Consider the following 21,665-nt stretch of genomic DNA (forward strand, 5'->3'; position numbering starts at 1 on the left):
GCCGCCGCATCCGTGATGGGCGGCGGCTTGCGCGGCGCGCTGCGCCTGCCGGACACTGGCCCATTCGGTCCACCGGCAGCGCAGACGATCATGAGCCCAGCGTTCCTTCCCTCTCCCCTCGCCCGCGGCCTGGCCGCGCTGAGCCTGACCCTGCTGGCCGCCGGCTGCGCACAGCTGCCGCCCGCCCCACCGCCAGGCCCGCAGCGCCAGGCCACGCCGCCGCAACTGGCCCAGGCCGGCCAGGTCGGCCTGGCACCGGAGCAGTTGAACCGGCTGCTGAACCAGCCGCTGTACCGGATGAAGCCGGCCGAGCTGAGCCCCTACCTGGCCTGGCTGCAACTGGCCGAGCCGGACCTGCGCCGCCGCATCGCGGCGCTGGCGCGCCAGAACATCGGCCAGCCTTACGAGCTCTACCTGCTGGGCGAGTTCCCCTTCGAGAGCTACGACGGCCAGCCGCTGTTCAACCTCGAGAAGAGCGACTGCGTGGTGTTCGCCGAGCATGTCTACGCGATGGCGCTGAGCGCCTCCTGGGAGGAGTTCTTCTGGATGCTGCAGCGCCTGCGCTACCGCGACGGCGTGATCGGCGTGGCCACCCGCAACCATTACACCGAGGCCGACTGGAACCCGGCCAACCGCTGGCTGCTGCAGGACATCACCGCCGAGCTGGGCGGCCCGCGCGCGCAGGCCTACACGCAGCGCATCGACCGCCAGGCCTTCCTGCGCAAGCAGTTCAAGATCGAGCGCGCGATCCCGGTGCAGCAGTTCGAGGACCGCTTCATCCGCAAGGAGGACGTGGCCGCGATCGAGGCGCAGCTGCAAGACGGCGACTTCGTCAACGTGATCTCGGGCCGTGACGGCGGCTACTGGGCCTCGCATGTCGGCCTGATCGTCACCGGCGCCGACGGCCGGCGCCAGCTGCTGCACTCGGCCGAGCCGGCGGTGCGCGAGGAGAGCCTGCAGGACTTCATCGCCCGCATGAACGAGCGCGATGCGCGCCAGGCCGGGCAGAACAAGCCGGCGCTGGCCGGCTTCAAGTTCCTGCGCCTGAACGAGCGGCCCGAGGTGCCGCCGATGGCGCCGCAGCCGCGGCCGGCCCGGCCGGCGGCGCTGACGGCCGCCCTGGCGAACTGAGGATCAGGCGGCGGCGACGCCCGCCGAGGCTCTTAAGCGGCGGCCACGCCCGCCGCGTGGGCCTGCTGGTCGGCGTGGTAGCTGGAGCGCACCATCGCGCCGACCGCCGCGTGCGTGAAGCCCATCTTGTAGGCCTCTTCCTCGAACATCTTGAAGGTGTCCGGGTGCACATAGCGGCGCACCGGCAGGTGGTGGCCCGAGGGCGCCAGGTACTGGCCGATGGTCAGCATGTCGATGTTGTGGGCGCGCATGTCGCGCATGACCTGGAGGATCTCCTCGTCGGTCTCGCCCAGGCCCACCATGATGCCGCTCTTGGTCGGCACGCCCGGCACTTCTTCCTTGAAGCGCTTCAGCAGGTTCAGGCTGAACTCGTAGTCTGAACCGGGGCGCGCTTCCTTGTACAGGCGCGGCGCGGTCTCCAGGTTGTGGTTCATCACGTCGGGCGGCGCGGCCTTCAGGATGTTCAGCGCGCGGTCGGCACGGCCGCGGAAGTCGGGCACCAGCACCTCGATCTGGGTCGTCGGGCTCAGCTCGCGGACCTTGGTGATGCACTCGGCGAAATGGCCGGCACCGCCGTCGCGCAGGTCGTCGCGGTCGACGCTGGTGATCACCACGTACTTCAGCTTCAGCGCCGCGATGGTCTTGGCCAGGTTCAGTGGCTCGTCCACGTCCAGCGGGTCCGGGCGGCCATGGCCGACGTCGCAGAAAGGGCAGCGGCGGGTGCACTTGTCACCCATGATCATGAAGGTGGCCGTGCCCTTGCCGAAGCATTCGCCGATGTTGGGGCAGCTGGCTTCCTCGCAGACCGTGTGCAGCTTGTGCTCGCGCAGGATCTGCTTGATCTCGTAGAAGCGGGTGCTGGGCGAGCCGGCCTTGACACGGATCCAATCGGGCTTCTTCAGCGTTTCCGCCGGCACGATCTTGATCGGGATGCGGGCGGTCTTGGCCTGCGCCTTCTGCTTGGCGCTGGCGTCGTAGTCGGCGGCGCCTTGCGCCTGATGAATCACGTTCTCGGTTGCCATGGCAGCTAGCTCTTCGTTCGAGTTCAGCGCGTCAGCTGGGCCTGCAGCCGCTCGCCGAATCGCCGGGCCACCTCGGGCCATTCCGTAGAAACCCCGATTCTAACGAGGTCCACCGTTTCCAGCCCTGCGTAGCCGCAAGGGTTGATGCCCAGAAAGGGTTGCAGGTCCATCGCGACGTTCAGCGCCGCGCCGTGGTAGGTGCAATGCCGGCTGACCTTGATGCCCAGCGCGGCGACCTTGCCCAGGCCGCGGAAGGGGTCGCTCGGGTCGGCCGGGCCGGTCAGCGCGCCATGCGCGCCGGGCTCGTCCAGCCGCACATAGATGCCAGGCGCGCCGGCGACGCGGTGGCCGGTGACGCCGAACTGCTCCAGGGTCTGGATCACCGCGGCCTCCAGCCGGAACACATATTCCTTGACGTAGATGCCCAGGCGCTTCAGGTCGACCAGCGGATAGGCCACCACCTGGCCGGGGCCATGGTAGGTGACCTGGCCGCCGCGATTCGTCTGCACCACCGGGATGCCGCCCGGATTCAGCACATGGCCGGCCTGGCCGGCCAGGCCCTGGGTGTAGGTGGGCGGATGCTCGCAGAGCCAGAGCTCGTCCTCGGTGTCGGGGCCGCGCGTCTCGGTGAACTCGCGCATGGCCTGTTCGGTGGCTGCATAGTCCACCCGGCCCAGGGTCTTCACAATCATGGCGGGAATGGTAGCGTCCAGACGCATGGCCCTGCAGCGCCGGGGCCAACAAGGAGCGCGCCTCATGATCCGGATCGCCACGCCACTGCTGCTCGCCGCCTGCCTGGGGCTGCCCACCTGCGCCGGGGCCGCGGCCTCGCTGGCCGAGGCGCTGCAGGCCTACGAGGCCGGCCGACTGGAAGAAGCGGCGCGCGACTTCAGCGCGCTGTCGAGCCAGGGCCTGCCGCTGGCCGACTACAACCTGGCGATGATGCATATCCGCGGCGAGCTGCCCAAGCCCGACCTGGCCGAGGCCAAGCGCCTGCTGGAACGTGCCGCCGCGCGCCGCCTGGTGCGCGCCCAGCTGGCGCTGGGCCAATGGCATGAGCAGGGCCTGTCCGGCAAGCCGGACCTGCGCCAGGCCGCGCATTGGTGGGGCCTGGCCGCCGCGCAGGGCAGCGTCGACGGCCAGGTGCAGCTGGCCACCGCCTACTACCTCGGCCGCGGCCTCGGCAAGGACATGAGCCAGGCCGCCCATTGGTACCGCGAGGCGGCGAAGAACGGCGATGTCGGCGCGCAGTACCTGATCGCCTCGATGTACGAAAAAGGCCTGGGCGTCGAACGCGACCTGCGCTTGGCGCGCTACTGGTACGACATCGCCGCCCGCAACGGCGACGAGGCGGCGCCGGCCAAGCTGAGGGAGCTGGATGCGAGGCTCAAGGGGGCGTGAGCGCGCGGCGCCAAGCGGCTTCGGCTTGAGTGACTTCAGGCCCCGCCGGCACCGGCCGACATCGCCTGCCCAATGCTGAGTTCATTGCCGCTGGGATCGGCGATGCGGAAGTCCCGCATGCCGTAGGGGCGGTCCCCGATGGGAACCAGGATCGCGGCGCCGGATCGTTGTTCGATCTGCGCGTAGTAGGCGTCGATTCCGGATACGCCGATGTAGATGTGAGACGCCCCGGCGGGTTTTACGTCGGCACGCTGGGCGGTAACAAGCGTGAGCTCCACCTTGCCACGGCATACGGCCGCCATCTCGGCCGGCTCGCCCCAGGACCAGGCCAGATCGAAACCGAGCACGCGCCGATAGAACTCGATGGCCTGCGCCAGATCGTGCACGGTGAGGATCGGGGAGACTGATTCGAGCTGAATGGATTCCATGGTCTGTTTCCGAGGCCTGGGGGCGAAGGTTAACGGGGCACGAATCCATCCGCTGAAGCCGGCGGTTCAGGCTCATCGGTCCGATGCGGTGTGTGAAGGCGATGGCCGCACCAAGGGCAGTGCTGGATCGTTATCGTTGAAGAACCGCCGTCGTGCACGATCAGCCCGTACTGGCCACTCGTCGCATCGAACAGCACCAGCGCATCGGGACATTCAAATGGAGTTGCATGTTGATCGCAAGTCCTATTTGCCCAGTAGGACATCGAGTCGCAGCAGTGTGCCGTCATGAGCGTCAGCGTTTGAAAGAAGCGCAGATCAAAAGTTCGCGAAACCCGCTCATGGTCTTCTGATCGAGGGCGGGTTTAGGCGGCCTTCAGCCACCACAGGCCGACGAGCGCGAGAAGGACTCCGGGGACAATATTGCCCAGCCATACACGACGCTTGCTCGGCGAGCCTGGCTGGCGATTCCTGCAAGTTGCAAGCCTCATCGCTAGCAACCATGCCGGCACGGCATTGGAGCCGGGGAGCCCCTGCCCGTCAATCGCCCCAAGGTGCGACTCGTCACCGCCGCACCATTTGCGATGCCGCCGGCCCTGCCATTCAAACGCCCGGCACGCACACCATCGCAATGCTCACCCAGACGCCGACGCTGAAGTAAGGCGTCAGCCAGAGCGCATCGGCCTTCCAGGCCGCCCAGTTCCCACTGGGCACGCGGCGCTGCCAGGCGTCGCGCGCGCCCTGGTCCAGGCGCATATACGCCTGGCCGCGCGCGCGGCCATGCTGGTAGCGGCGCCAGTACATCGGCACGTCCACGCTCACCACGTAGGCGACGAAGGCCAGCGCGCCCAGGATCCCGCAGATCGCCAGGGCCTCGACCCAGCCGCTACTGCCCAGCGCAATGACGCCCAGCAGCACCGCCATCCAGGAGAAGCCGGCCGCCCAGAGCGAGGACTCGATGGCCTGGGTGATGTGGTTCAGCGTCAGCACGCTGTGCCAGCAAAAGCCCTGGGCCACGATCATGAACGCCGGGATCGCCCAGGCGGCCGTCTGCACCCAGGGCATGCCGGCATGCAGCCCCAGCTGATGGACCAGCAGGCCCAGCTGCAGCGCGAAACAGATCTCGGCCACCGTGGCGGCGGCGCGGCCCAGGAAGATGCTGGACAGCCGCGTGTCCACGACCACCAGCCGCTCCAGGTCCACCCGCGGCAGCACCGAGCGGTAGGCGCAGACCAGCACATAGACGCCGGACAGGGCCAGCTGCAACTCCGCATGGGCACCGCCGACGGGCCCCAGGTGCAGCACGGTCAGCCACAGGCCGATGTTCAGCAGGGCCAGCGCGCACAACGTCCGCCACCACGACAACATGCTCGCGTCCGCCTCGACGGGCTTCCCTAGCGAAAACAAGTGTCGAAATGATGACATGACGCAAGGAGGGTAACCGGGAGGCGATCGCGCAGGCAAGCCCCACCCATTCATCGGCGGCCGCGGCGGTCCGTCCGGACGGCCGGCGACAATCGCGGTCCCTCTGTTCTGCCTGGCCTCCTTACCGCGTGTCCGACCATCCTTCCCTTGCCCAACTCCGCAGCGGCGCCCTGCGCGGCAGCACGCGCCTGAGCCTGAACGGCGCCCGGCTCACCGCCTTGCCGCCGGAGATCTTCGACCCGGAGATCGCCGACACGCTGGAGATCCTGGACGTCTCCGGCAATGCGCTGGAGCAGCTGCCCGAGGTCCTGGCCGAGCTGCCGCGCCTGCGCATCGTGTTCGCGTCGAACAACCGCTTCACCGAGCTGCCGGCGGTGCTGGGGCGCTGCCCGCAGCTGGAGATGGTGGGATTCAAGAGCAACCGCATCCGCGAGGTCGACGGCGAGGCGCTACCGGCGCGGCTGCGCTGGCTGATCCTGACCGACAACGCCATCGAGACCCTGCCGCCGGAGCTGGGCCGGCGCCCGCGCCTGCAGAAGCTGGCGCTGGCCGGCAACCGCCTGACGGCCCTGCCCGAGACCATGGCGCACAGCCACGGCCTGGAGCTGCTGCGCATCTCGGCGAATCGGCTGGAGGGGTTGCCCGACTGGCTGCCGGCGTTGCCGCGCCTGGCCTGGCTGGCCTTTGCCGGCAACCCCTTCGCCGAGGCACGCGAGCGCGACGCCCTGGCCGGCACGCCAGTGCCCACCCTACCCTGGCCGGCACTGCATCTGCGGGAGCGGCTCGGCGAGGGCGCCTCCGGCGTGATCCACCGCGCCGAGCATGGGGGCCAGGCGCTGGCGCTGAAGCTCTTCAAGGGCGAGGTCACCAGCGACGGCTGGCCGCGCAGCGAGATGGCGGCCTGGCTGGCGGCCGGCGCGCATCCGAGCCTGATCCCGGTGACGGGCCGCCTCGGCGGCCATCCGACCGGCAGCGAGGGCTTGGTGATGCCCCTGGTCGGCCCGGAGTTCCGCGCGCTGGCCGGCCCGCCCAGCCTGGCCTCCTGCAGCCGCGATGTCTATGCGCCCGAGACCCGTGTTGCGGATGCCGCCACCCTGCGGCGCCTGGCCGGCGGCGTCGCCGCGGCGGTGGCGCAGCTGCACGCGCGCGGCATCAGCCATGGCGATCTCTACGCCCACAACATCCTGCATGCGCCGGACGGCCGGGCCTACCTGGGCGACTTCGGCGCAGCCTCGCTGTTCGCGCCGGGCACGCCGCAGGCCCTGGCGCTGCAACGCGTCGAGGCGCGTGCCTTCGGCTATCTGCTGGAGGAGCTGATCGCGCGCTGCGACGACGATGCGCCGCTGCCGGACGAGATCACGGCGCTGATGCGGGCCTGCCTCGTGGAAACGCCCGCGGACCGGCCGCTGTTTGCGGCGATCGCGCGGGCGCTCGCTTAAGCGGGTCGGGCGCTTACAGCACGACCTTCACCATGGGATGGGTGCTCAGGGTGCGATACAGCTCGTCGAGCTGCTCGCGGCTGGTCGCGGTGACGGTGATCGTCAGGCCCAGATAGTTGCCGGCCTTGCTGGGGCGCTGCTCGATCGTCGCGGCGTCGAAGCCGGGATCGAACTGGCGCGCGACGCTGGCGATCGCCTCGATGAAGCCCTCGACATGGGCGCCCATCACCTTGATCGGGAAGCGCGAGGGGTATTCGATCAGCGATTCTTCGGGGGAGATTTCACGCATGGCTGCTGTGCTTCCTGTCACTCAGATCGATTGCAACTGCTTGGCGCGCTGGTAGGCCTCGAACAGGCGCGCGTAGACCGGGCCGGGCTTGCCGTGCAGCGCGCCATGACCGACCGGCTCGCGATCCAGGGTCGTGACCGGCAGGATCTCCTTGGTCGCCGAGCTGATGATGATCTCGTCGGCGGACAGCACCTCGGCCTCGGTGATCGGCCGCAGGTTGTAGCCGATACCGCAGTCCTCGCACAGCTCGCGCAGCAGCTCGACGCGGATGCCCTCCAGCACCTGCTCGCTCTTGGGCACGCCCAGCAGCGCGCCCTCCTTGACGATCCAGACGTTGGATGAGGCCGCCTCGGTCAGATGGCCGTCGCGGAACATGATGGTCTCCCAGGCCCCGACATCGGCCGAGATCTGCCGCGCCAGCACATTGCCCAGCAGCGACACGCTCTTGATGTCGCCGCGCTCCCAGCGGAAGTCGCGCGCGGTGATGCAGGCCACGCCGTGATGGCGCTCCTCGGGCGTCGGCAGCTTGGCCGGCACCGCATAGGAGAAGGCCGTCGGCTGGCATTCCTTGGGCATCACATGGTTGCGCGGCGCCGGGCCGCGCGTGATCTGGATGTAGACCCACTGATCCTCGGCCGGCAGGTCGGCGATCAGCTGGCGCGCCACCGCCAGCCATTGCTCGCGCCCCAGCGGGTTCGGGATGCGCAGCTTGGCGAGGCTGCGCTCCAGCCGGTCCATGTGCTGCTCGAAGCGGAACAGGCGCCGGCCATAGACCGGGATCATCTCGTAGACACCGTCGCCGAAGATGAAGCCGCGATCCAGCACCGAGATCTTGGCCTCGGCCAGCGGGGCGTAGTCGCCGTTCAGATAACACTGCACGTCGGGCAGGGCATTGGTGATCATGCGAGACCTCCTTGAACTAGCTTAAGCGCGGCGGCTCATTTGATCCACAAGCGGATCGCGTCCCAGGCGCGGCCGAAGATGCCGGCCAGCGGCACGTCCTGCTGCACCACCAGCGGCACCTCGGCCACGGCCACGCCGGTGGTGGTCGTGACCTTCAGGGTGCCGACGCGCTGGCCCTTGGTCAACGGCGCGACCAGCGGGTCGGTGCGCTCGACCTTGGTCTGCAGCTTGCCGCCCTCGCCGCGCGGCACCGCGACGAACACCGGCCCCAGCGCGCCCAGCTTGGCCTCGGGCGCGGCGCCCTTCCAGACCGGCACGGTGGAGACGGCCTGGTCCTTGTCGAACAGGCGTACCGCGTCGAAGGCCGCATAGCCCCAGTTCAGCAGCTTCTGGCTCTCGGTGGCGCGCGCCTCCTTCGAGGCCGTGCCCATCACGACGCTGAGCAGGCGGCGCTTGCCGTTCGGGAACTCGCGCTGCGCGCTGGCCACCAGGCAGTAGCCGGCGGCATCGGTGAAGCCGGTCTTCATGCCGTCGACGCTCGGGTCGCGGCCCAGCAGCAGGTTGCGGTTGTGCTGCTTGATCTTGTTGAAGACGTAGTCGCGCTGCGAGTAGTAGGCGTAGTAGTCGGGGAAGTCGGTGATGATGCGCGAGGCGATCGTCGCCATGTCGCGCGCCGAGCTCTTGTGGCCCGGCTCGGTGATGCCGGTGACGTTCTTGAACTCGGTGTTCTTCAGGCCCCAGGCCTGGGCCTGGCGGTTCATCATCGCGACGAACTGCTCGACCGTGCCGCCCACGCCCTCGGCCAGCGCCACCGAGGCGTCGTTGCCGCTCTGGATGATCATGCCCTTCAGCAGCTCATCGACCTTGGGCGTCATCGTGGTGTCGATGAACATCAGCGAGGGATCGCCCTTGCGCTCGTCCCAGGCGCGCTTGGAGACGGTCAGCGGCTGGTCCAGGGTCAGGCGCTTTTCCTTCAGCGCGTTGAACACGATATAGGCCGTCATCAGCTTGGTCAGCGATGCCGGATCCTGCGGCACATCGGCCTCGCGCTCGGCCAGCACCTTGTTGGCGGTGACGTCCAGCAGCAGATAGTTGCGCGCCGCGATCTCGGGCGGCTGCGGGGCCTGGGCCAGGGTGTTGAAGGCCGCGGTGGCGGCCAGCGCAAAGGCAATCAAACGCTTCATCGGAACGGGGGACCTCAAAAAGGGAAGAAACAAGAAACGATGCGCGGCCGGCCTCAATGCCAGCCGCGCACCACGATGTCCTTGAGCAGCGGCAGCTGCCCGTGGAAGAAATGTCCGACGCCGGGCACCACGGTGACCGGCAGGGCCTGCGGCCGCGCCCAGTCCAGCACGGCGGACAGCGGCACCACATCGTCCACCTCGCCATGCACCACCAGGCTGTCGGCCGGCACCGCGGCCATGTCGAAGCGGCTGGCGGCCGGCCCGATCAGGGCCAGGCGCTCGGGCTTCTCGCCCTCGCTCAGGCGCAGCGCCGCGCGCGAGGCCACATAGCCGCCGAAGGAGAAGCCGCCCAGCGCCAGCGGCAGGCCGGCCTCGCGCTGCGCCGCGATCACGGCCAGCGCATCGTCGACCTCGCCGCGGCCCTCGTCCCACACGCCCTCGGATTTGCCGATGCCGCGAAAGTTGAAGCGCACCGCGCGATAGCCCAGCTGCACGAAGGCGCGCGCCAGGGTCTGCACGACCTTGTTGTCCATCGTGCCACCCTGGGTCGGGTTCGGGTGGCACAGCACCGCGACGCCGCGCGGCACGCGCTCCGCCGCCGGGCGGTCGATCGCGCATTCGATCGCACCGGCCGGGCCGGCGATCAGCAGCTTTTCGGTCTGCGAGTTCATGCGCGGGTCCTCAGCGGCCGATCGCGTCGGGCAGCACCAGGCGCTCGACCACGCGGCCATGCTGCAGATGCTCCTCGACGATCTCGTCGATGTCGCTCTGGTCGACATAGCTGTACCAGACCGCCTCCGGATACACCACCGCGACCGGCCCGCCGGCGCAGCGATCCAGGCAGCCCGACTTGTTGACACGCACGCCGTCCTTGCCGGCCAGGCCCAGCTGCTTGACCCGCGACTTGCAGTGATCGAAGCCGGCCTGCGCTCCATGCTGGGCGCAGGCGTTCTCGCCGTTCTCGCGCTGGTTGAGGCAGAAGAAGATGTGGCGCTGGAAATAGCTCATGGCCGCCATTGTAGGCAGCTCGGGTTTTTACTTATGTATCGCGGTGGGCGAGCAGCGCCAGCAGCCAGGCCAGCACCGCGAAGGGCCAGAGCCAGCCGATCCATTGGGCCAGGCCGTAGAAGCTGATGAAGCGCCCCTGCTCCCAGCCCTGCAGGCTCTGCGCCAGATAGGGATCGCTGGGCGCCTCGCTGACCAGCGCGATCAGCGCGCAGACCGCCACCAGGCCCCAGGCCGCACAGGCGCGGCGCGAGAAGGCGCACAGGATGCAGGCCAGACCCAGGCCCAGCGCCAGCCCCGGCCAGCTGCTGACGGTCAGCCAGGCCCAGGCATGCTGCGGGCCGAAGTTCAGCGCGGTCGACAGCGCGGTGCTCAGCACGCCCAGCGCCGCGGCGCCGAACACCAGGGCCAGGCGCTGCCAGCCCGGCCGCGCCACCGACAGCGCCAGCACGCAGGGCGCCAGCAGGCCCAGCGCGATCGTGATGCCCTCCAGCCCCGGCGGCAGCGGCGGCGCATCGGGCAGCGGCCCCGGCTCCCATTGCAGGGCCCAGGGCGTGTCCTCCAGCGCGCTGGCCGCCAGCTCCTGCAGGCGCGGCAGCACCTGGCCCAGGCCCAGCGGCACCGGCGCCGGGAACAGCAGGCCCATCGGCCACAGGGCCAGCAGCGCCAGCGCACCGGCGCTGTGCGGCACGAACCAATGCTCGCGCCGCGCCTGCCAGCGCGTCAGCCCGCCGGGCAGGTACAGCACCAGGCCCAGCAGCACGCCGGCGGCCGCGCCGCCGGCGTTGAGCAGCCAGTCGACCAGCGAGGGCACGCGCCGCGGCAGGAAATACTGCAGGCTCTCCATCAGGAAGGACAGGGCCGGCGGCAAAGCCAACCCGATCAGCAGCGCCGCGACCAAGCCGCGCCCGCTGCGCACCGCGGCCGCGAACAGCAGCAGGCCCAGCGGCAGATAGCCCAGCAGATTGGCCTGCACGTCGAAGCCGCCCCAGTACTTGGGCCAGGGCAGGCCGACCAGGTCGCGCGCGCTCAGGCCGGGCGGCCAGGTCCAGGGTCCGAAGGGATAGAGGCTCGCATAGACCACCAGCACCGCGTAGGCCCAGGCCAGCAGGGTGGCCGAACTGCGCCGCGGCGGCAGGCGGGACGGCAGCCAGCCCATCGTCAGAAGGGCTTGACCACCACCAGGATCACGATGGCCGCGAAGCCCAGCACCGAGACCTCGTTGAAGACGCGGAACCAGCGCTCGCTGCGCTTGTTGGCGATCTGTTCGAAGCGGCGCAGCAGGGTGCGGCAGTAGTGGTGATAGCCGATCGCCAGCAGCACCAGGCTCAGCTTCGCATGCATCCAGCCATTGCCCGGGCCGCGGCCGATGCCGAAGTACAGCCACAGCACCACCCCCAACAGCAGGGCCGGGATCATCAACAGGGTGGCGAAGCGGTACAGGCGCAGCGCCATCAGCAGCAGGCGTTCGCGTTCGGCGTGGCTGTCGCCCGGCACCTGGGCCAGGTTGACGAAGATGCGGGGCAGATAGAACAGGCCAGCAAACCAGGCCGCGACGAAGACGATGTGGAGGGCTTTGATCCAGAGCATCGGCTCATCATAAGGCGCGGGGCATGATGCCGGCTTCGCGCTCCCACGCTGGCCGCACAGGGCTCACCCGGGCAAAAAAAACCCCGGCTCGAAGCCGGGGTTGGAAAGCCTTTTCGCTGTCATCACGTCAAGGCTCCTGCTCAGGGAGGAAAAGCAGGGAATGACGACCTTGCGGCTATCATTCGGGAACAAGTTTAACAGAGGGCTCTCGGCCGCGTCTCTACGGGATGTTGCGTAGAGTGAGCAGATTGGCACGATCCTCGGCCCAACCCCCTCATTCTCGGAGTGTCCCCTTGTCGTCCTCCCGCGCCTTCGCGCTGCCCGCGCCCTTCCCCACCAGCCGTCCCCGCCGCCTGCGCCGCGATGCCTTCAGTCGAGCCCTGGTGCGCGAACATGCGCTCGGCACCGACGACCTGATCCTGCCGGTGTTCGTGCACGAGGGCGTCGACAAGATCGAGCCGATCCCCTCGATGCCCGGCGTCGCGCGCCTGAGCCTGGACCGGTTGCTGGCGGTGGCCGAAGAATGCGTCTCACTGGGCATCCCGGTGCTGGCGCTGTTCCCGGCGATCGATCCGGCGCTGAAGACGCCCGACGGCAAGGAAGCCACCAATCCCGACGGCCTGATCCCGCGCGTGGTGCGTGCGCTGAAAGAAAATTTCCCGCAGCTGGGCATCCTGACCGACGTGGCGCTGGACCCCTACACCAGCCATGGCCAGGACGGCGTGCTGGACGAGCGGGGTTACATCCTGAACGACCGTACCGTCGAGATCCTGACGCAGCAGGCCCTGGTCCAGGCCCGCGCCGGCGTCGACATCGTCGCGCCCAGCGACATGATGGACGGCCGCGTCGGCGCGATCCGCCAGGCGCTGGAGGCCGACGGCCACATCCACACCCGCATCATGGCCTACAGCGCCAAGTACGCCAGCGCCTTCTACGGCCCCTTCCGCGACGCGGTGGGCTCGAAGACCAATCTGGGCAAGGCCGACAAGAAGACCTATCAGATGGACCCTGGCAACAGCGACGAGGCGCTGCGCGAGGTCGCGCTGGACCTGGCCGAGGGCGCGGACATGGTGATGGTCAAACCCGGCATGCCCTACCTGGACATCGTGCGGCGCGTGAAGGAGGAGTTCCGCGTGCCGACCTTCGCCTACCAGGTCAGCGGCGAGTACGCGATGCTGAAGGCCGCGGCCGCGAACGGCTGGCTGGACCATGACGCGGTGATGCTGGAATCGCTGCTGGCCTTCAAGCGCGCCGGGGCCGATGGCGTGCTGACCTACTTCGCGCTGGACGCGGCACGCCTGCTCAAGAAGGGCTGATGCGCATCTTCCACATCCAGGGCGAGCGCTTCACCGAGCTGCAGACCCTGCCGGAGCGCTTGCCCGAGCAGGGCTTTCTGTGGGTGGGCTACGGGCGGCGCGAGTTCGAGACCCAGGTCGCCGCGGTGCAGGCGGCGCTGCAGGCCTGGACCGGCGGCCAGCTGGTGGACCTGCATGTCTCCGACCTGCTGAACAACCAGCTGCCCTCGCATTACGACTACACCTCCTGGTACGACCTGCTGGTGTTCCGTCGCCTGGCGGCCGCGCCCGGCAGCGAGCAGCTGTTCCTGGACGAGAGCCATGGCACCCTGGCCTCGGCGCAGCGCGCGCTGAAGGCGATCGACACCAGCCCGGTCGGCTTCGCGGTGTTCGACCGCGTGCTGCTGAGCGTGCACCCGACCGACTGCCTGGTGCGCGACTATTTTGCCGACCGCCTGGGCAAGCTGGCCCAGGGCGCGGCCGATTTCCGCGGCAGCGCGCGGCTGCCGACCAGCCCGGCCGAGCTGGTGCTGCGCATGGTCAACCACATGGTGGACAGCTATCTGGAGCTGCGCCGCCTGCTGAGCCGGCACCTGAACACCCTGCAGCAGGCGCTGCTGGCGCCGCACAGCCGCTTCACCGAATGGACCGTGCTGATGGACTCGCGCAATGCCCTGCATTGGCTGGAGGACACCTGCGAGGACCAGCGCAGCGCGGTGCAGGAATGGATCGATGCGCTGGACGACCTGCCGCCCTCCGCCAACGCCCAGCAGCAGCGTGAGCGCGAACTGCTGCGGGTGCGCTCGCGCGACGTACTGGAGCATGTGGAGCGGGTGCTGACCCATGTGCGGCGGCTCGAGTCCTCGGCCGAATCCGCGGTGCAGATGCATTTCTCGGCGCTGGGCCATCGCACCAACAGCATCATGCGCACCCTGACGGTGCTGACCGCGATCTTCCTGCCGCTGAACCTGATCACCGGCATCTTCGGCATGAACTTCGACGCGCTGCCGCTGATCCACAGCGCCCGCGGCTTCTGGATCGCCTTCGGGCTGATGGCCCTGGTTGGCCTCGGGCTGGGCGCCTTCTTCTGGCGCAAGCGTTATCTAGGCACTCAACGCTGATAGGGATCGGCGAAGCCGAGCCCCCGCAGGATCTCGCTCTCGCGCGCCTCCATGCACTCGGCCTCGTCGTCCTCTTCGTGGTCGTAGCCCTGCGCATGCAGGGTGCCATGCACCAGCATATGGGCGTAATGGTCGGCGATGGCGATGCCCATCTCCTTCGCTTCGCGCTCGACCACCTCGGCGCAGATCACCAGGTCCGCGCCGACCACCGGCTCGTGGCTGTAGTCGAAGGTCAGCACATTGGTGGCGTAGTCCTTGCCGCGGAACTCGTGATTGAGCTGGCGGCCCTCCTCGGCATCGACGATGCGCACCGCGATCTCGCCGGGCAGCTCCAGCGCCGCGCGGATCCAGCGCTGCACCTTGTGGCGCGGCAGCAGGGCCTTGTGGCGCGGGTCAGCGAACTGCAGCGACAGGCTCAGCTCGGGCCGGCTCATGGCTGCTGCTCCGCCGCCTTCTTCTTGGCCTGCTTCTCGTAGGCATCGACGATGCGCGCCACCAGCGGATGGCGCACCACGTCGGCGCTGGTGAAGCGGGTCATCGCGATGCCCTTGACCCGGGCCAGCACGCGCTCGGCGTCGACCAGGCCGCTGGTCATGCCCTTGGGCAGGTCGATCTGACTGGTATCGCCGGTGACCACGCATTTGCTGCCGAAGCCGATGCGGGTCAGGAACATCTTCATCTGCTCGGGCGTGGTGTTCTGCGCCTCGTCCAGGATCACGAAGGCATGGTTCAGGGTGCGGCCGCGCATGAAGGCCAGCGGCGCGATTTCCAGCAGGCCCTTCTCGAAGGCCTTGGTGACGCGGTCGAAGCCCATCAGGTCGTAGAGCGCGTCGTAGAGCGGGCGCAGATAGGGGTCAACCTTCTGCGTCAGGTCGCCGGGCAGGAAGCCCAGGCGCTCGCCGGCCTCGACCGCGGGGCGGGTCAGGATGATGCGCTGCACCGTCGAGCGCTCCAGCGCATCCACCGCGCAGGCCACCGCCAGGAAGGTCTTGCCGGTACCGGCCGGACCGATGCCGAAGGTGATGTCGTGGTTCAGGATATAGCGCAGGTAGTCGTGCTGGTTGGTCGTGCGGCCGGCCAGGTCGGCGCGGCGGGTGCGCAGCACCACCTCCTGCGTGCCGGCGACGGCGGGCTTGCCGGCGGCCGGTTTGGCGGCCGCGCCCAGGTCCGCCAGCGCCTCGGCGATCGCCAGCTGCAGGGTCTCGGGCGGGATGCTGCGCCGCGCGCGCTCGTACAGCGCCGCCAGCAAGGCCTGACCCCGCTCGGCCGCGGCCTTCGGCCCCTCGATGCGGAACTGCTCGTGGCGGCGCGTGATGCGCAGGCCCAGCGCGGTCTCGATCTGGCGCAGATGCTCGTCCAGCGCGCCGCACAGATGCGCCAGGCGGTGGTTGTCGATCGGGGTGAATTGCTGTCGGAGTATCAAGTCGGGATCTCGCGGTCGGACGAAGCGGGGACGTCCATTGTCGCCGGTACATGCCCCAGGCCGCCACGCCCGGGCTTCCTGCACAATCGCGCCCCATGCAAAGCACAAGCCTTCCCCTGCTGCTCAGCGCAATGCTGGTCCCGATGGGCCTGCTGCTGGGCCTGCTGGCCGAGCGCCACGCCCGTGAACGCCACTGGGGCTGGCTGGCCGCGGCCATGGGCATCTGGGCGCTGCGCAGCTTCCTGGGCGAACTGCCCGGGCTGCCGCAGGCCCTGCTGCAGCCGGCGCTGCTGCCCTGGGCCGCCGCCGCGATGATCATCTATCTGCAGCGCAGCATGGGCGCGCGCCAGCCCTGGCTCTACTGGGCCCTGCCGCTGCAGGCGCTGCTGCTGCCGGCCAGCCTGCTGCTGCTGCCCGAGCTGGCGCCGCGCCTGAGCCAGGCCTGGAGCGCGCTGCTGGCGCTGGAGCTGCTGGCCGCGATCGCGCAGCGCCTGCGCAACCCCGGCCTGCTGCTGGACGATGGCCCCGCCACGCCGCTGCTGATCGCCGGCGGCGTGGCGCTGCTGGCCGAGCTGGGGCCCTGGCCGGTGCTGGCCTATGCGCTGCCGCCGTTGTGGCTGGTGCTGGGCCTGCAGCTGGTGCTGGGCATCACCCGCGCGCGCGACGCGGCCGAGCGCCGCCAGCTGGAGCTGGAGCAACATGTGCAGGCCAAGGTGGCCGACATCGAACGCAACTACAGCGAGATGGCCGAACAGAAGCTGGAGCAGGTGACCGAGCGCGAGCGCAAGCGCATCGCCGCCGACCTGCACGACGACCTCGGCGCCAAACTGCTGACCATCGTCCACACCAGCGAATCGGACCGCATCTCGACCCTGGCGCGCGAGGCGCTGGAGGAGATGCGCCTGTCGGTGCGCGGCCTGACCGGCAAGCCGGTGCAGCTGCTGGACGCCCTGGGCGACTGGCGCGCCGAGGTGGTGTCGCGCCTGGGCCAGGCCAACATCCTGGCCGAGTGGAAGGCGCCGGCCGAGGACGTGGTGCACACCCTGCCGGCGCGCGCCTATGTGCAGACCACGCGCATCTTCCGCGAGGCGGTCAGCAACATCATCAAGCACAGCGGCGCCACCCATTGCACCGTCAGCTGCACCGTGCAGGAGGGCGACTTCCTGGTGGTGATCCAGGACAATGGCCAGGGCATCTCGACCGAGCTGGACGGGCGCCTGGACAAGGGCCATGGCATGGCCAGCATGAAATCGCGCGCCAAGCAGATGCATGGCCAATGCCTGGTCGAATCCGGGCCGGGCTGGGGAACCGTGATCCGTCTCACGATTCCACTCTGAACATGAGGCCGGCGCGCTGCAGTCATTGGCAAGCGCGCCGATAAAAGCTAAGTTGCAAGCATCGGGCCGCCGCCCGCCTGCGGGAAGGAAGCACAAGACATGAACCATATCCTCTTGCTCGAAGACATCCCCGAGATCCGCGCCTGGCTCAAGGCCCTGGTCAAGCAGATCTTCGCGAATGCCCAGATCACCGAATGCTCGCGCGTGCAGGACGCGCTGAAGCAGGTGCAGACCCAGCGCTTCACCCTGGCGCTGCTGGACCTGGGCCTGCCCGACGGCTCCGGCGTCGAGGTGGTGACCGCGCTGCGCGAGCAGCAGCCCGAGGTGCAGTCGGTCATCGTCACGATCCACGACGACGACGAGCACCTGTTCCCCGCGCTGCAAGCCGGCGCCTTCGGCTATCTGCTGAAGGAGCAGTCGCGCGAGCTGCTCGTCGAGCAGTTGCAGCGCATCAGCCAGGGCGAACCGCCGCTGTCGCCCTCGATCGCCCGCAAGGTGATCGCCTATTTCACCGCGCAGAGCCGCCCGCAGGCCGCCGCGCTGTTGCACGAGGTCTCGCTGACCGACCGCGAGACCGAGGTGCTGCTGCGCGTCGCCAAGGGCTTCACCCTGCCGGAGATCGGCGTGCAACTGGGCCTGTCGCGCCACACGATCGCCGACTATGTGAAACAGATCTATCGCAAGCTCAATGTGAGTTCGCGCGCCGAAGCCGCTCTCGAAGCCCAGCGATTGGGACTGTTCGGCCGCAACTGAGCGCGCCGGCGGCGCGCCTCGGCAAAATACTGGACGAATACCCAGCCGGCCCGCGCCAAACGCGGATAATCCGCGGCCATGATCGGCAAGCTCACCGGCGTCATCGCGGAAAAAACGCCCCCGCAGGTTCTCATCGATGTGCAGGGCGTCGGCTACGAGCTCGACGTGCCGATGAGCACCTTCTTCAACCTGCCGGGCCTGGGCGAGCGCACCAGCCTGCTGACGCATCTGAGCATCCGCGAAGATGCCCATGTGCTGTTCGGCTTCCTGACCGCCGAGGAGCGCAGCACCTTTCGCCTGCTGATCAAGATCAGCGGCGTCGGCCCGAAGATGGCGCTGTCGCTGCTGTCGGGCCTGTCGGTGGCCGAGCTGTCCCAGGCCGTCTCCAAGCAGGAGGCTGGTCGCCTGGTCAAGGTGCCGGGCATCGGCAAGAAAACCGCCGAGCGACTGCTGCTGGAGCTCAAGGGCAAGCTGGGGCCGGATCTGGCCCTGCCGGCGGCCGTGGCCAACGATGCGCAGGCCGACATCCTGCAGGCCCTGGTCGCGCTGGGCTATAGCGAGAAGGAAGCCGGCGCGGCGCTGAAGGCGCTGCCGCCCGATGTGGGCGTCAGCGAAGGCATCAAGCTGGCCATGAAGAAGCTGTCATGAGCATCCAAACCGACGACTTCAGCCCGGCGCCGCAGCAGCGCGTCATCAGCGCCGTCGCCACCTCGCCCAACGAGGAGGCGATCGAACGCGCGCTGCGGCCCAAGCTGCTGGACGAGTATGTCGGCCAGGGCAAGGCGCGCGAGCAGCTGGAGATCTTCATCGGCGCGGCGCGCAAGCGCAACGAGGCGCTGGACCATGTGCTGCTGTTCGGCCCGCCGGGCCTGGGCAAGACCACGCTGAGCCACATCATCGCGGCCGAGCTGGGCGTCAATCTGCGCCAGACCTCCGGGCCGGTGCTGGAAAAGCCCAAGGATCTGGCGGCGATCCTGACCAACCTCGAGAAGAACGATGTGCTCTTCATCGACGAGATCCACCGCCTCTCCCCGGTCGTCGAGGAAATCCTCTATCCCGCGCTGGAGGACTATCAGATCGACATCATGATCGGCGAGGGCCCGGCCGCGCGCTCGATCAAGCTGGACCTACAGCCCTTCACCCTGGTCGGCGCGACGACGCGTGCCGGCATGCTGACCAACCCGCTGCGCGACCGCTTCGGCATCGTCGCGCGGCTGGAGTTCTATACCGCCGAGGAACTGCAGCGCATCGTCACCCGCTCCGCCGGCCTGCTGAATGCACCGATCGACCCGGAGGGCGCGCTTGAGGTGGCGCGCCGTTCACGCGGCACGCCGCGTATCGCGAACCGGCTGCTGCGCCGTGTGCGCGACTACGCCGATGTGAAGGGGGATGGCCGCATCACCAAGGCGATCGCCGACAAGGCACTGGCGATGCTCGATGTCGACCCGCAGGGCTTCGACCTGATGGACCGCAAGCTGCTGGAGGCGGTGGTGCACCGCTTCGACGGCGGCCCGGTCGGCCTGGACAATGTCGCCGCGGCGATCGGCGAGGAGAGCGGCACGATCGAGGATGTGATCGAGCCCTACCTGATTCAGCAGGGCTATCTGCAGCGCACCCCGCGCGGTCGCATCGCGACCCTGGCGGCCTTCCGCCATCTGGGCGTGGCGCCGCCGAAGACGGCCGGGCAGTTGTTCGACGAGTAAGCGAACAAACCCGATCGACCATGAAAAAAGCGACCCGAAGGTCGCTTTTCTTTCATCCGATCCGGGGATCAGAAGTTGTGGCGGATGCCAGCGGCCAGGGAGTTGAAATCCTTGGTGTTCAGCTTGGCGTTCACGTCGGTGTAGTACGCGTACACCTTGGTGCGCTTGCTCAGGTTGTAGTTGTAGCCCAGAGTGAACTGGGTGGTCTTGCCTTGGCCTGCGAAATCGGCACGGCCTTGGGTGCCGCCGACGTTCACGTGGAACTCCGACTGGCCCAGGACATACATGCCCGACACGCGATAGTTGTTGCGCTTGTCATTGCCGATGTCGACGCGCTGGTAGTAGCCGCCGAAGGTGAAGGCACCCAGCTCATACAGGCCGCGGACGGCGAACTGGTTGGCATCGCCTTCCTTGCTGTAGCCAGCACCCAGGTGCAGCGGGCCGCCATCGTAGTTGGCTGCCAGGTCGTAAGCCTTTTTCACGCCGGGTTGGCCTTCGCCGGCCGACACCGAGGCGCTGCCGCTGAAGCCGTTGTAGTTCGGCGTGAAGTAGCCGATCTTGTTGGTCTTGCGGAAGGGGCCGCCGTACAGCTTGTCTTCCGACGAGCCGGTGTCGTGGTTGTGCATGCTGACGTAGTCAGCGGTGGCGAAGTAGGACTCGGGGGTGAAGTTACCCAGACGCACGGCACCGAAGGAACCGGCCAGTTGCACCCAGGACTCACGGCCCCAGAAGTTCTTGGTGTCGGCGCTACCGTCATCGGAGCCCAGGCCGCTTTCCAGCATGAACGAAGCCTTCAGGCCGCCACCCAGGTCTTCCGCGCCCTTCAGGCCGAAACGCGAAGCGTTGTTGGCCACGACCACCTTGCGGTCCTGGTTGCCAACCTTCTGGCTTTCCACGGTGGTGTTGATACGGCCGTAGAGGGTCACCGAGCTTTGCGCGAAAGCCGAAGCCGACACAGCGGCCAGGGCAGCGACGAGAGCAATCTTTTTCATCATTTGCCTTTGAGAGTTGAGGAAGGAGCCAGGGTCCATGTCCCTGGTCTTGTTCGCTGATGTGGGCGCAGTATAGAAGTCCTAGGGTTTGACCGAATGGGGTCCGACGTTAATTCGCAACAGTCCTATGTTAAGAAGTGAAGGGTGCGGATCCGCACTTGCCAGCGCCCCCTTCTTGCTATCCGGACCGTCCCCAAAACCCTTTCAGGCCGCGCTCTCGTCCAGGCTCAGGCCTTCCAGATGCAGGTCGTCGTTCCAGCCGACGACGCTGAAGCCGGCCGGGGTGTAGAGCAGCCGATTGATGGTTGCGTTGCCCAGGGTCCAGCTGCGCGGCGCCTGCAGTTCCAGGCGCCGGCCGGCGCGGTAGAGGCAGTCCATCACCCCGCCATGGGCCACGACGACCAGGGTCTTGCCGGGGTTGTCGCGGGCCAGGCGCTCGACGGTGCCGACCGCCCGCGCATAGAAGTCCTGCAGCGCCTCGCCGCCCTCGGCCGCGAACTCCGGATCGCGGCGGCGCCAGCGCTGGCTCTGCTCGGGCCATTGCGTCTCGATCTCGCTCCAGGTCAGCCCTTCGAAGCGGCCGAAGCCGCGCTCGCGCAGGCCCGGCTCGGCCAGCGGCACCAGCCCGGCGACGGCGGCCACCGCCTCGGCGGTCTGCCAGGCGCGCACCAGGTCGCTGGAATAGATGACGTCGATCGCCTCGCCCGCCAGGGCCTGGCCGAGCCGCCGCGCCTGGGCCAGGCCCAGTTCGCTCAGGGGGATGTCGGTATGCCCCTGGATGCGGCTGGCGCGGTTCCAGGTGGTTTCGCCATGGCGGATCGCCAGGATGGTGGTGACGCTGTCCAGACCCATCAATTGCCCCAGAGCAAGTCATGCCCGCCGCGCAGCGCGCTGCGCATCAGCTCCAGCAGGGGCCAGGCGCGCTGGCGCAGGGTGATGCCCTGACGCCGCGGCGCCGGTTCGCCCGCAGCCTCGGCGTCGGCCTGCAGGCGCGCGAAGGTGGCCTCGTCCTCGGCCACCGCCTGTTCCAGCGCGGAGATCGCGCCGGCCAGTTGAGCCTGGGTAACGATGCCCTGCGGCGCCGGTTCCTTGCCGATCAGGCGCAGGATCTGCTCGCCGGTCGCGCCGAGCATGATCACATCGGCGCTGTCCTTGGATCTGAACTTGTACATCACGGCCATCACCTCTTTGCTCGATACCGGCGCCATTGTGCCGGCAGCGGAGGCG

General features: G+C 68.5%; 26 protein-coding genes. 9 read left to right on the plus strand and 17 right to left on the minus strand.

Going from position 1 to position 21,665, the window contains the following annotated elements:
* Positions 1 to 90 precede the first annotated feature (90 nt).
* The gene (locus G8A07_RS24760) at positions 91 to 1,131 is read left to right on the plus strand and encodes an N-acetylmuramoyl-L-alanine amidase-like domain-containing protein (protein ID WP_195794567.1); all 1,041 of its coding nucleotides are present in this window, start codon (positions 91 to 93) and stop codon (positions 1,129 to 1,131) included.
* Positions 1,132 to 1,163: 32 nt separating this feature from the next.
* On the opposite strand, the gene lipA is transcribed toward G8A07_RS24760, so the two are convergent.
* Positions 1,164 to 2,153, minus strand: coding sequence for a lipoyl synthase (gene lipA, locus G8A07_RS24765; RefSeq protein ID WP_195794568.1), 990 nt, complete (start codon positions 2,151 to 2,153; stop codon positions 1,164 to 1,166).
* 23 nt (positions 2,154 to 2,176) lie between these two features.
* Complete coding sequence (lipB, locus tag G8A07_RS24770; protein ID WP_195794569.1) at positions 2,177 to 2,845, minus strand: lipoyl(octanoyl) transferase LipB; 669 nt, start codon at positions 2,843 to 2,845, stop codon at positions 2,177 to 2,179.
* A 64-nt stretch (positions 2,846 to 2,909) separates the two neighbouring features.
* Between lipB and G8A07_RS24775 the strand changes: the two genes are divergently transcribed.
* Entirely contained in the window at positions 2,910 to 3,554 is a 645-nt protein-coding gene (locus G8A07_RS24775) for a tetratricopeptide repeat protein (RefSeq protein WP_195794570.1), read from the plus strand.
* A gap of 35 nt (positions 3,555 to 3,589) precedes the next feature.
* On the opposite strand, the gene G8A07_RS24780 is transcribed toward G8A07_RS24775, so the two are convergent.
* From G8A07_RS24780 to G8A07_RS24785, 3 genes are all read right to left on the minus strand, one after another.
* Complete coding sequence (locus G8A07_RS24780) at positions 3,590 to 3,982, minus strand: glyoxalase superfamily protein (RefSeq protein ID WP_195794571.1); 393 nt, start codon at positions 3,980 to 3,982, stop codon at positions 3,590 to 3,592.
* Between the two features lie 29 nt (positions 3,983 to 4,011).
* On the minus strand, positions 4,012 to 4,269 hold the full coding sequence (locus G8A07_RS28325) for a hypothetical protein (protein ID WP_371816392.1): 258 nt from the start codon (positions 4,267 to 4,269) through the stop codon (positions 4,012 to 4,014).
* Positions 4,270 to 4,582: 313 nt separating this feature from the next.
* Entirely contained in the window at positions 4,583 to 5,347 is a 765-nt protein-coding gene (locus G8A07_RS24785) for a hypothetical protein (protein WP_195794572.1), read from the minus strand.
* A 185-nt stretch (positions 5,348 to 5,532) separates the two neighbouring features.
* On the opposite strand from G8A07_RS24785, the gene G8A07_RS24790 reads away from it, so the two are divergent.
* Positions 5,533 to 6,843 (plus strand): leucine-rich repeat-containing protein kinase family protein, encoded by a 1,311-nt coding sequence (locus tag G8A07_RS24790; protein WP_195794573.1) that lies wholly within the window; start codon positions 5,533 to 5,535, stop codon positions 6,841 to 6,843.
* Between the two features lie 13 nt (positions 6,844 to 6,856).
* Here G8A07_RS24790 and G8A07_RS24795 read toward each other — a convergent pair whose 3' ends face one another.
* Genes G8A07_RS24795 through G8A07_RS24825 form a run of 7 tightly spaced genes read right to left on the minus strand, consistent with a single transcriptional unit; the run spans position 6,857 to position 11,814 of the window.
* Complete coding sequence (locus tag G8A07_RS24795) at positions 6,857 to 7,132, minus strand: DUF493 family protein (RefSeq protein ID WP_195794574.1); 276 nt, start codon at positions 7,130 to 7,132, stop codon at positions 6,857 to 6,859.
* Between the two features lie 21 nt (positions 7,133 to 7,153).
* Complete coding sequence (locus tag G8A07_RS24800) at positions 7,154 to 8,035, minus strand: D-amino acid aminotransferase (RefSeq protein WP_195794575.1); 882 nt, start codon at positions 8,033 to 8,035, stop codon at positions 7,154 to 7,156.
* Between the two features lie 35 nt (positions 8,036 to 8,070).
* Positions 8,071 to 9,219, minus strand: coding sequence for a D-alanyl-D-alanine carboxypeptidase family protein (locus G8A07_RS24805; protein WP_195794576.1), 1,149 nt, complete (start codon positions 9,217 to 9,219; stop codon positions 8,071 to 8,073).
* Between the two features lie 53 nt (positions 9,220 to 9,272).
* Positions 9,273 to 9,890 (minus strand): alpha/beta hydrolase, encoded by a 618-nt coding sequence (locus G8A07_RS24810; RefSeq protein WP_195794577.1) that lies wholly within the window; start codon positions 9,888 to 9,890, stop codon positions 9,273 to 9,275.
* Positions 9,891 to 9,900: 10 nt separating this feature from the next.
* Positions 9,901 to 10,227: a ferredoxin gene (locus G8A07_RS24815; RefSeq protein ID WP_195794578.1), complete on the minus strand. Its 327-nt coding sequence runs from the start codon at positions 10,225 to 10,227 to the stop codon at positions 9,901 to 9,903.
* A 31-nt stretch (positions 10,228 to 10,258) separates the two neighbouring features.
* The gene (locus G8A07_RS24820) at positions 10,259 to 11,383 is read right to left on the minus strand and encodes a VanZ family protein (protein WP_195794579.1); all 1,125 of its coding nucleotides are present in this window, start codon (positions 11,381 to 11,383) and stop codon (positions 10,259 to 10,261) included.
* A gap of 2 nt (positions 11,384 to 11,385) precedes the next feature.
* A complete protein-coding gene (locus tag G8A07_RS24825) occupies positions 11,386 to 11,814 on the minus strand; it encodes a CopD family protein (protein ID WP_195794580.1) in 429 nt (142 codons plus the stop codon).
* A gap of 293 nt (positions 11,815 to 12,107) precedes the next feature.
* Here G8A07_RS24825 and hemB point away from each other — a divergent pair, with 293 nt between their 5' ends.
* Together hemB and G8A07_RS24835 are read left to right on the plus strand one after the other, a co-directional pair.
* The gene (hemB, locus tag G8A07_RS24830; RefSeq protein WP_249937132.1) at positions 12,108 to 13,130 is read left to right on the plus strand and encodes a porphobilinogen synthase; all 1,023 of its coding nucleotides are present in this window, start codon (positions 12,108 to 12,110) and stop codon (positions 13,128 to 13,130) included.
* Entirely contained in the window at positions 13,130 to 14,230 is a 1,101-nt protein-coding gene (locus G8A07_RS24835; RefSeq protein WP_195794582.1) for a magnesium transporter CorA family protein, read from the plus strand. The genes hemB and G8A07_RS24835 overlap by 1 nt, the downstream gene beginning before the upstream one ends.
* Here the strand turns inward: G8A07_RS24835 and ybeY are convergent.
* The gene (gene ybeY, locus G8A07_RS24840) at positions 14,221 to 14,664 is read right to left on the minus strand and encodes an rRNA maturation RNase YbeY (protein ID WP_195794583.1); all 444 of its coding nucleotides are present in this window, start codon (positions 14,662 to 14,664) and stop codon (positions 14,221 to 14,223) included. The two genes, G8A07_RS24835 and ybeY, sit on opposite strands and share 10 nt — an antisense overlap.
* Positions 14,661 to 15,653 carry a PhoH family protein gene (locus G8A07_RS24845; protein ID WP_195794584.1) on the minus strand — a complete coding sequence of 331 codons (993 nt, stop codon included), beginning with the start codon at positions 15,651 to 15,653 and terminating at the stop codon, positions 14,661 to 14,663. Before G8A07_RS24845 ends, ybeY begins: the two co-directional genes overlap by 4 nt.
* A 95-nt stretch (positions 15,654 to 15,748) precedes the next feature.
* Here G8A07_RS24845 and G8A07_RS24850 point away from each other — a divergent pair, with 95 nt between their 5' ends.
* From G8A07_RS24850 to ruvB, 4 genes are all read left to right on the plus strand, one after another.
* Positions 15,749 to 16,990 (plus strand): sensor histidine kinase, encoded by a 1,242-nt coding sequence (locus tag G8A07_RS24850; RefSeq protein ID WP_195794585.1) that lies wholly within the window; start codon positions 15,749 to 15,751, stop codon positions 16,988 to 16,990.
* A 99-nt stretch (positions 16,991 to 17,089) separates the two neighbouring features.
* Positions 17,090 to 17,743 carry a response regulator transcription factor gene (locus tag G8A07_RS24855; protein WP_195794586.1) on the plus strand — a complete coding sequence of 218 codons (654 nt, stop codon included), beginning with the start codon at positions 17,090 to 17,092 and terminating at the stop codon, positions 17,741 to 17,743.
* A 78-nt stretch (positions 17,744 to 17,821) separates the two neighbouring features.
* Positions 17,822 to 18,391, plus strand: a complete 570-nt coding sequence (gene ruvA, locus G8A07_RS24860) for a Holliday junction branch migration protein RuvA (RefSeq protein WP_195794587.1) — start codon at positions 17,822 to 17,824, stop codon at positions 18,389 to 18,391.
* Complete coding sequence (gene ruvB, locus G8A07_RS24865; RefSeq protein WP_195794588.1) at positions 18,388 to 19,446, plus strand: Holliday junction branch migration DNA helicase RuvB; 1,059 nt, start codon at positions 18,388 to 18,390, stop codon at positions 19,444 to 19,446. Before ruvA ends, ruvB begins: the two co-directional genes overlap by 4 nt.
* Before the next feature lie 68 nt (positions 19,447 to 19,514).
* On the opposite strand, the gene G8A07_RS24870 is transcribed toward ruvB, so the two are convergent.
* The 3 genes from G8A07_RS24870 to G8A07_RS24880 form a co-directional block, all read right to left on the minus strand.
* Entirely contained in the window at positions 19,515 to 20,477 is a 963-nt protein-coding gene (locus G8A07_RS24870; protein WP_371816393.1) for a porin, read from the minus strand.
* A gap of 165 nt (positions 20,478 to 20,642) precedes the next feature.
* Positions 20,643 to 21,290 (minus strand): histidine phosphatase family protein, encoded by a 648-nt coding sequence (locus G8A07_RS24875; RefSeq protein WP_195794589.1) that lies wholly within the window; start codon positions 21,288 to 21,290, stop codon positions 20,643 to 20,645.
* Entirely contained in the window at positions 21,290 to 21,610 is a 321-nt protein-coding gene (locus G8A07_RS24880) for a DUF1840 domain-containing protein (RefSeq protein WP_249937133.1), read from the minus strand. Before G8A07_RS24880 ends, G8A07_RS24875 begins: the two co-directional genes overlap by 1 nt.
* Positions 21,611 to 21,665: the final 55 nt, after the last annotated feature.

The organism is Roseateles sp. DAIF2 (assembly GCF_015624425.1).
Taxonomy (GTDB): Bacteria; Pseudomonadota; Gammaproteobacteria; order Burkholderiales; family Burkholderiaceae_C; genus Kinneretia.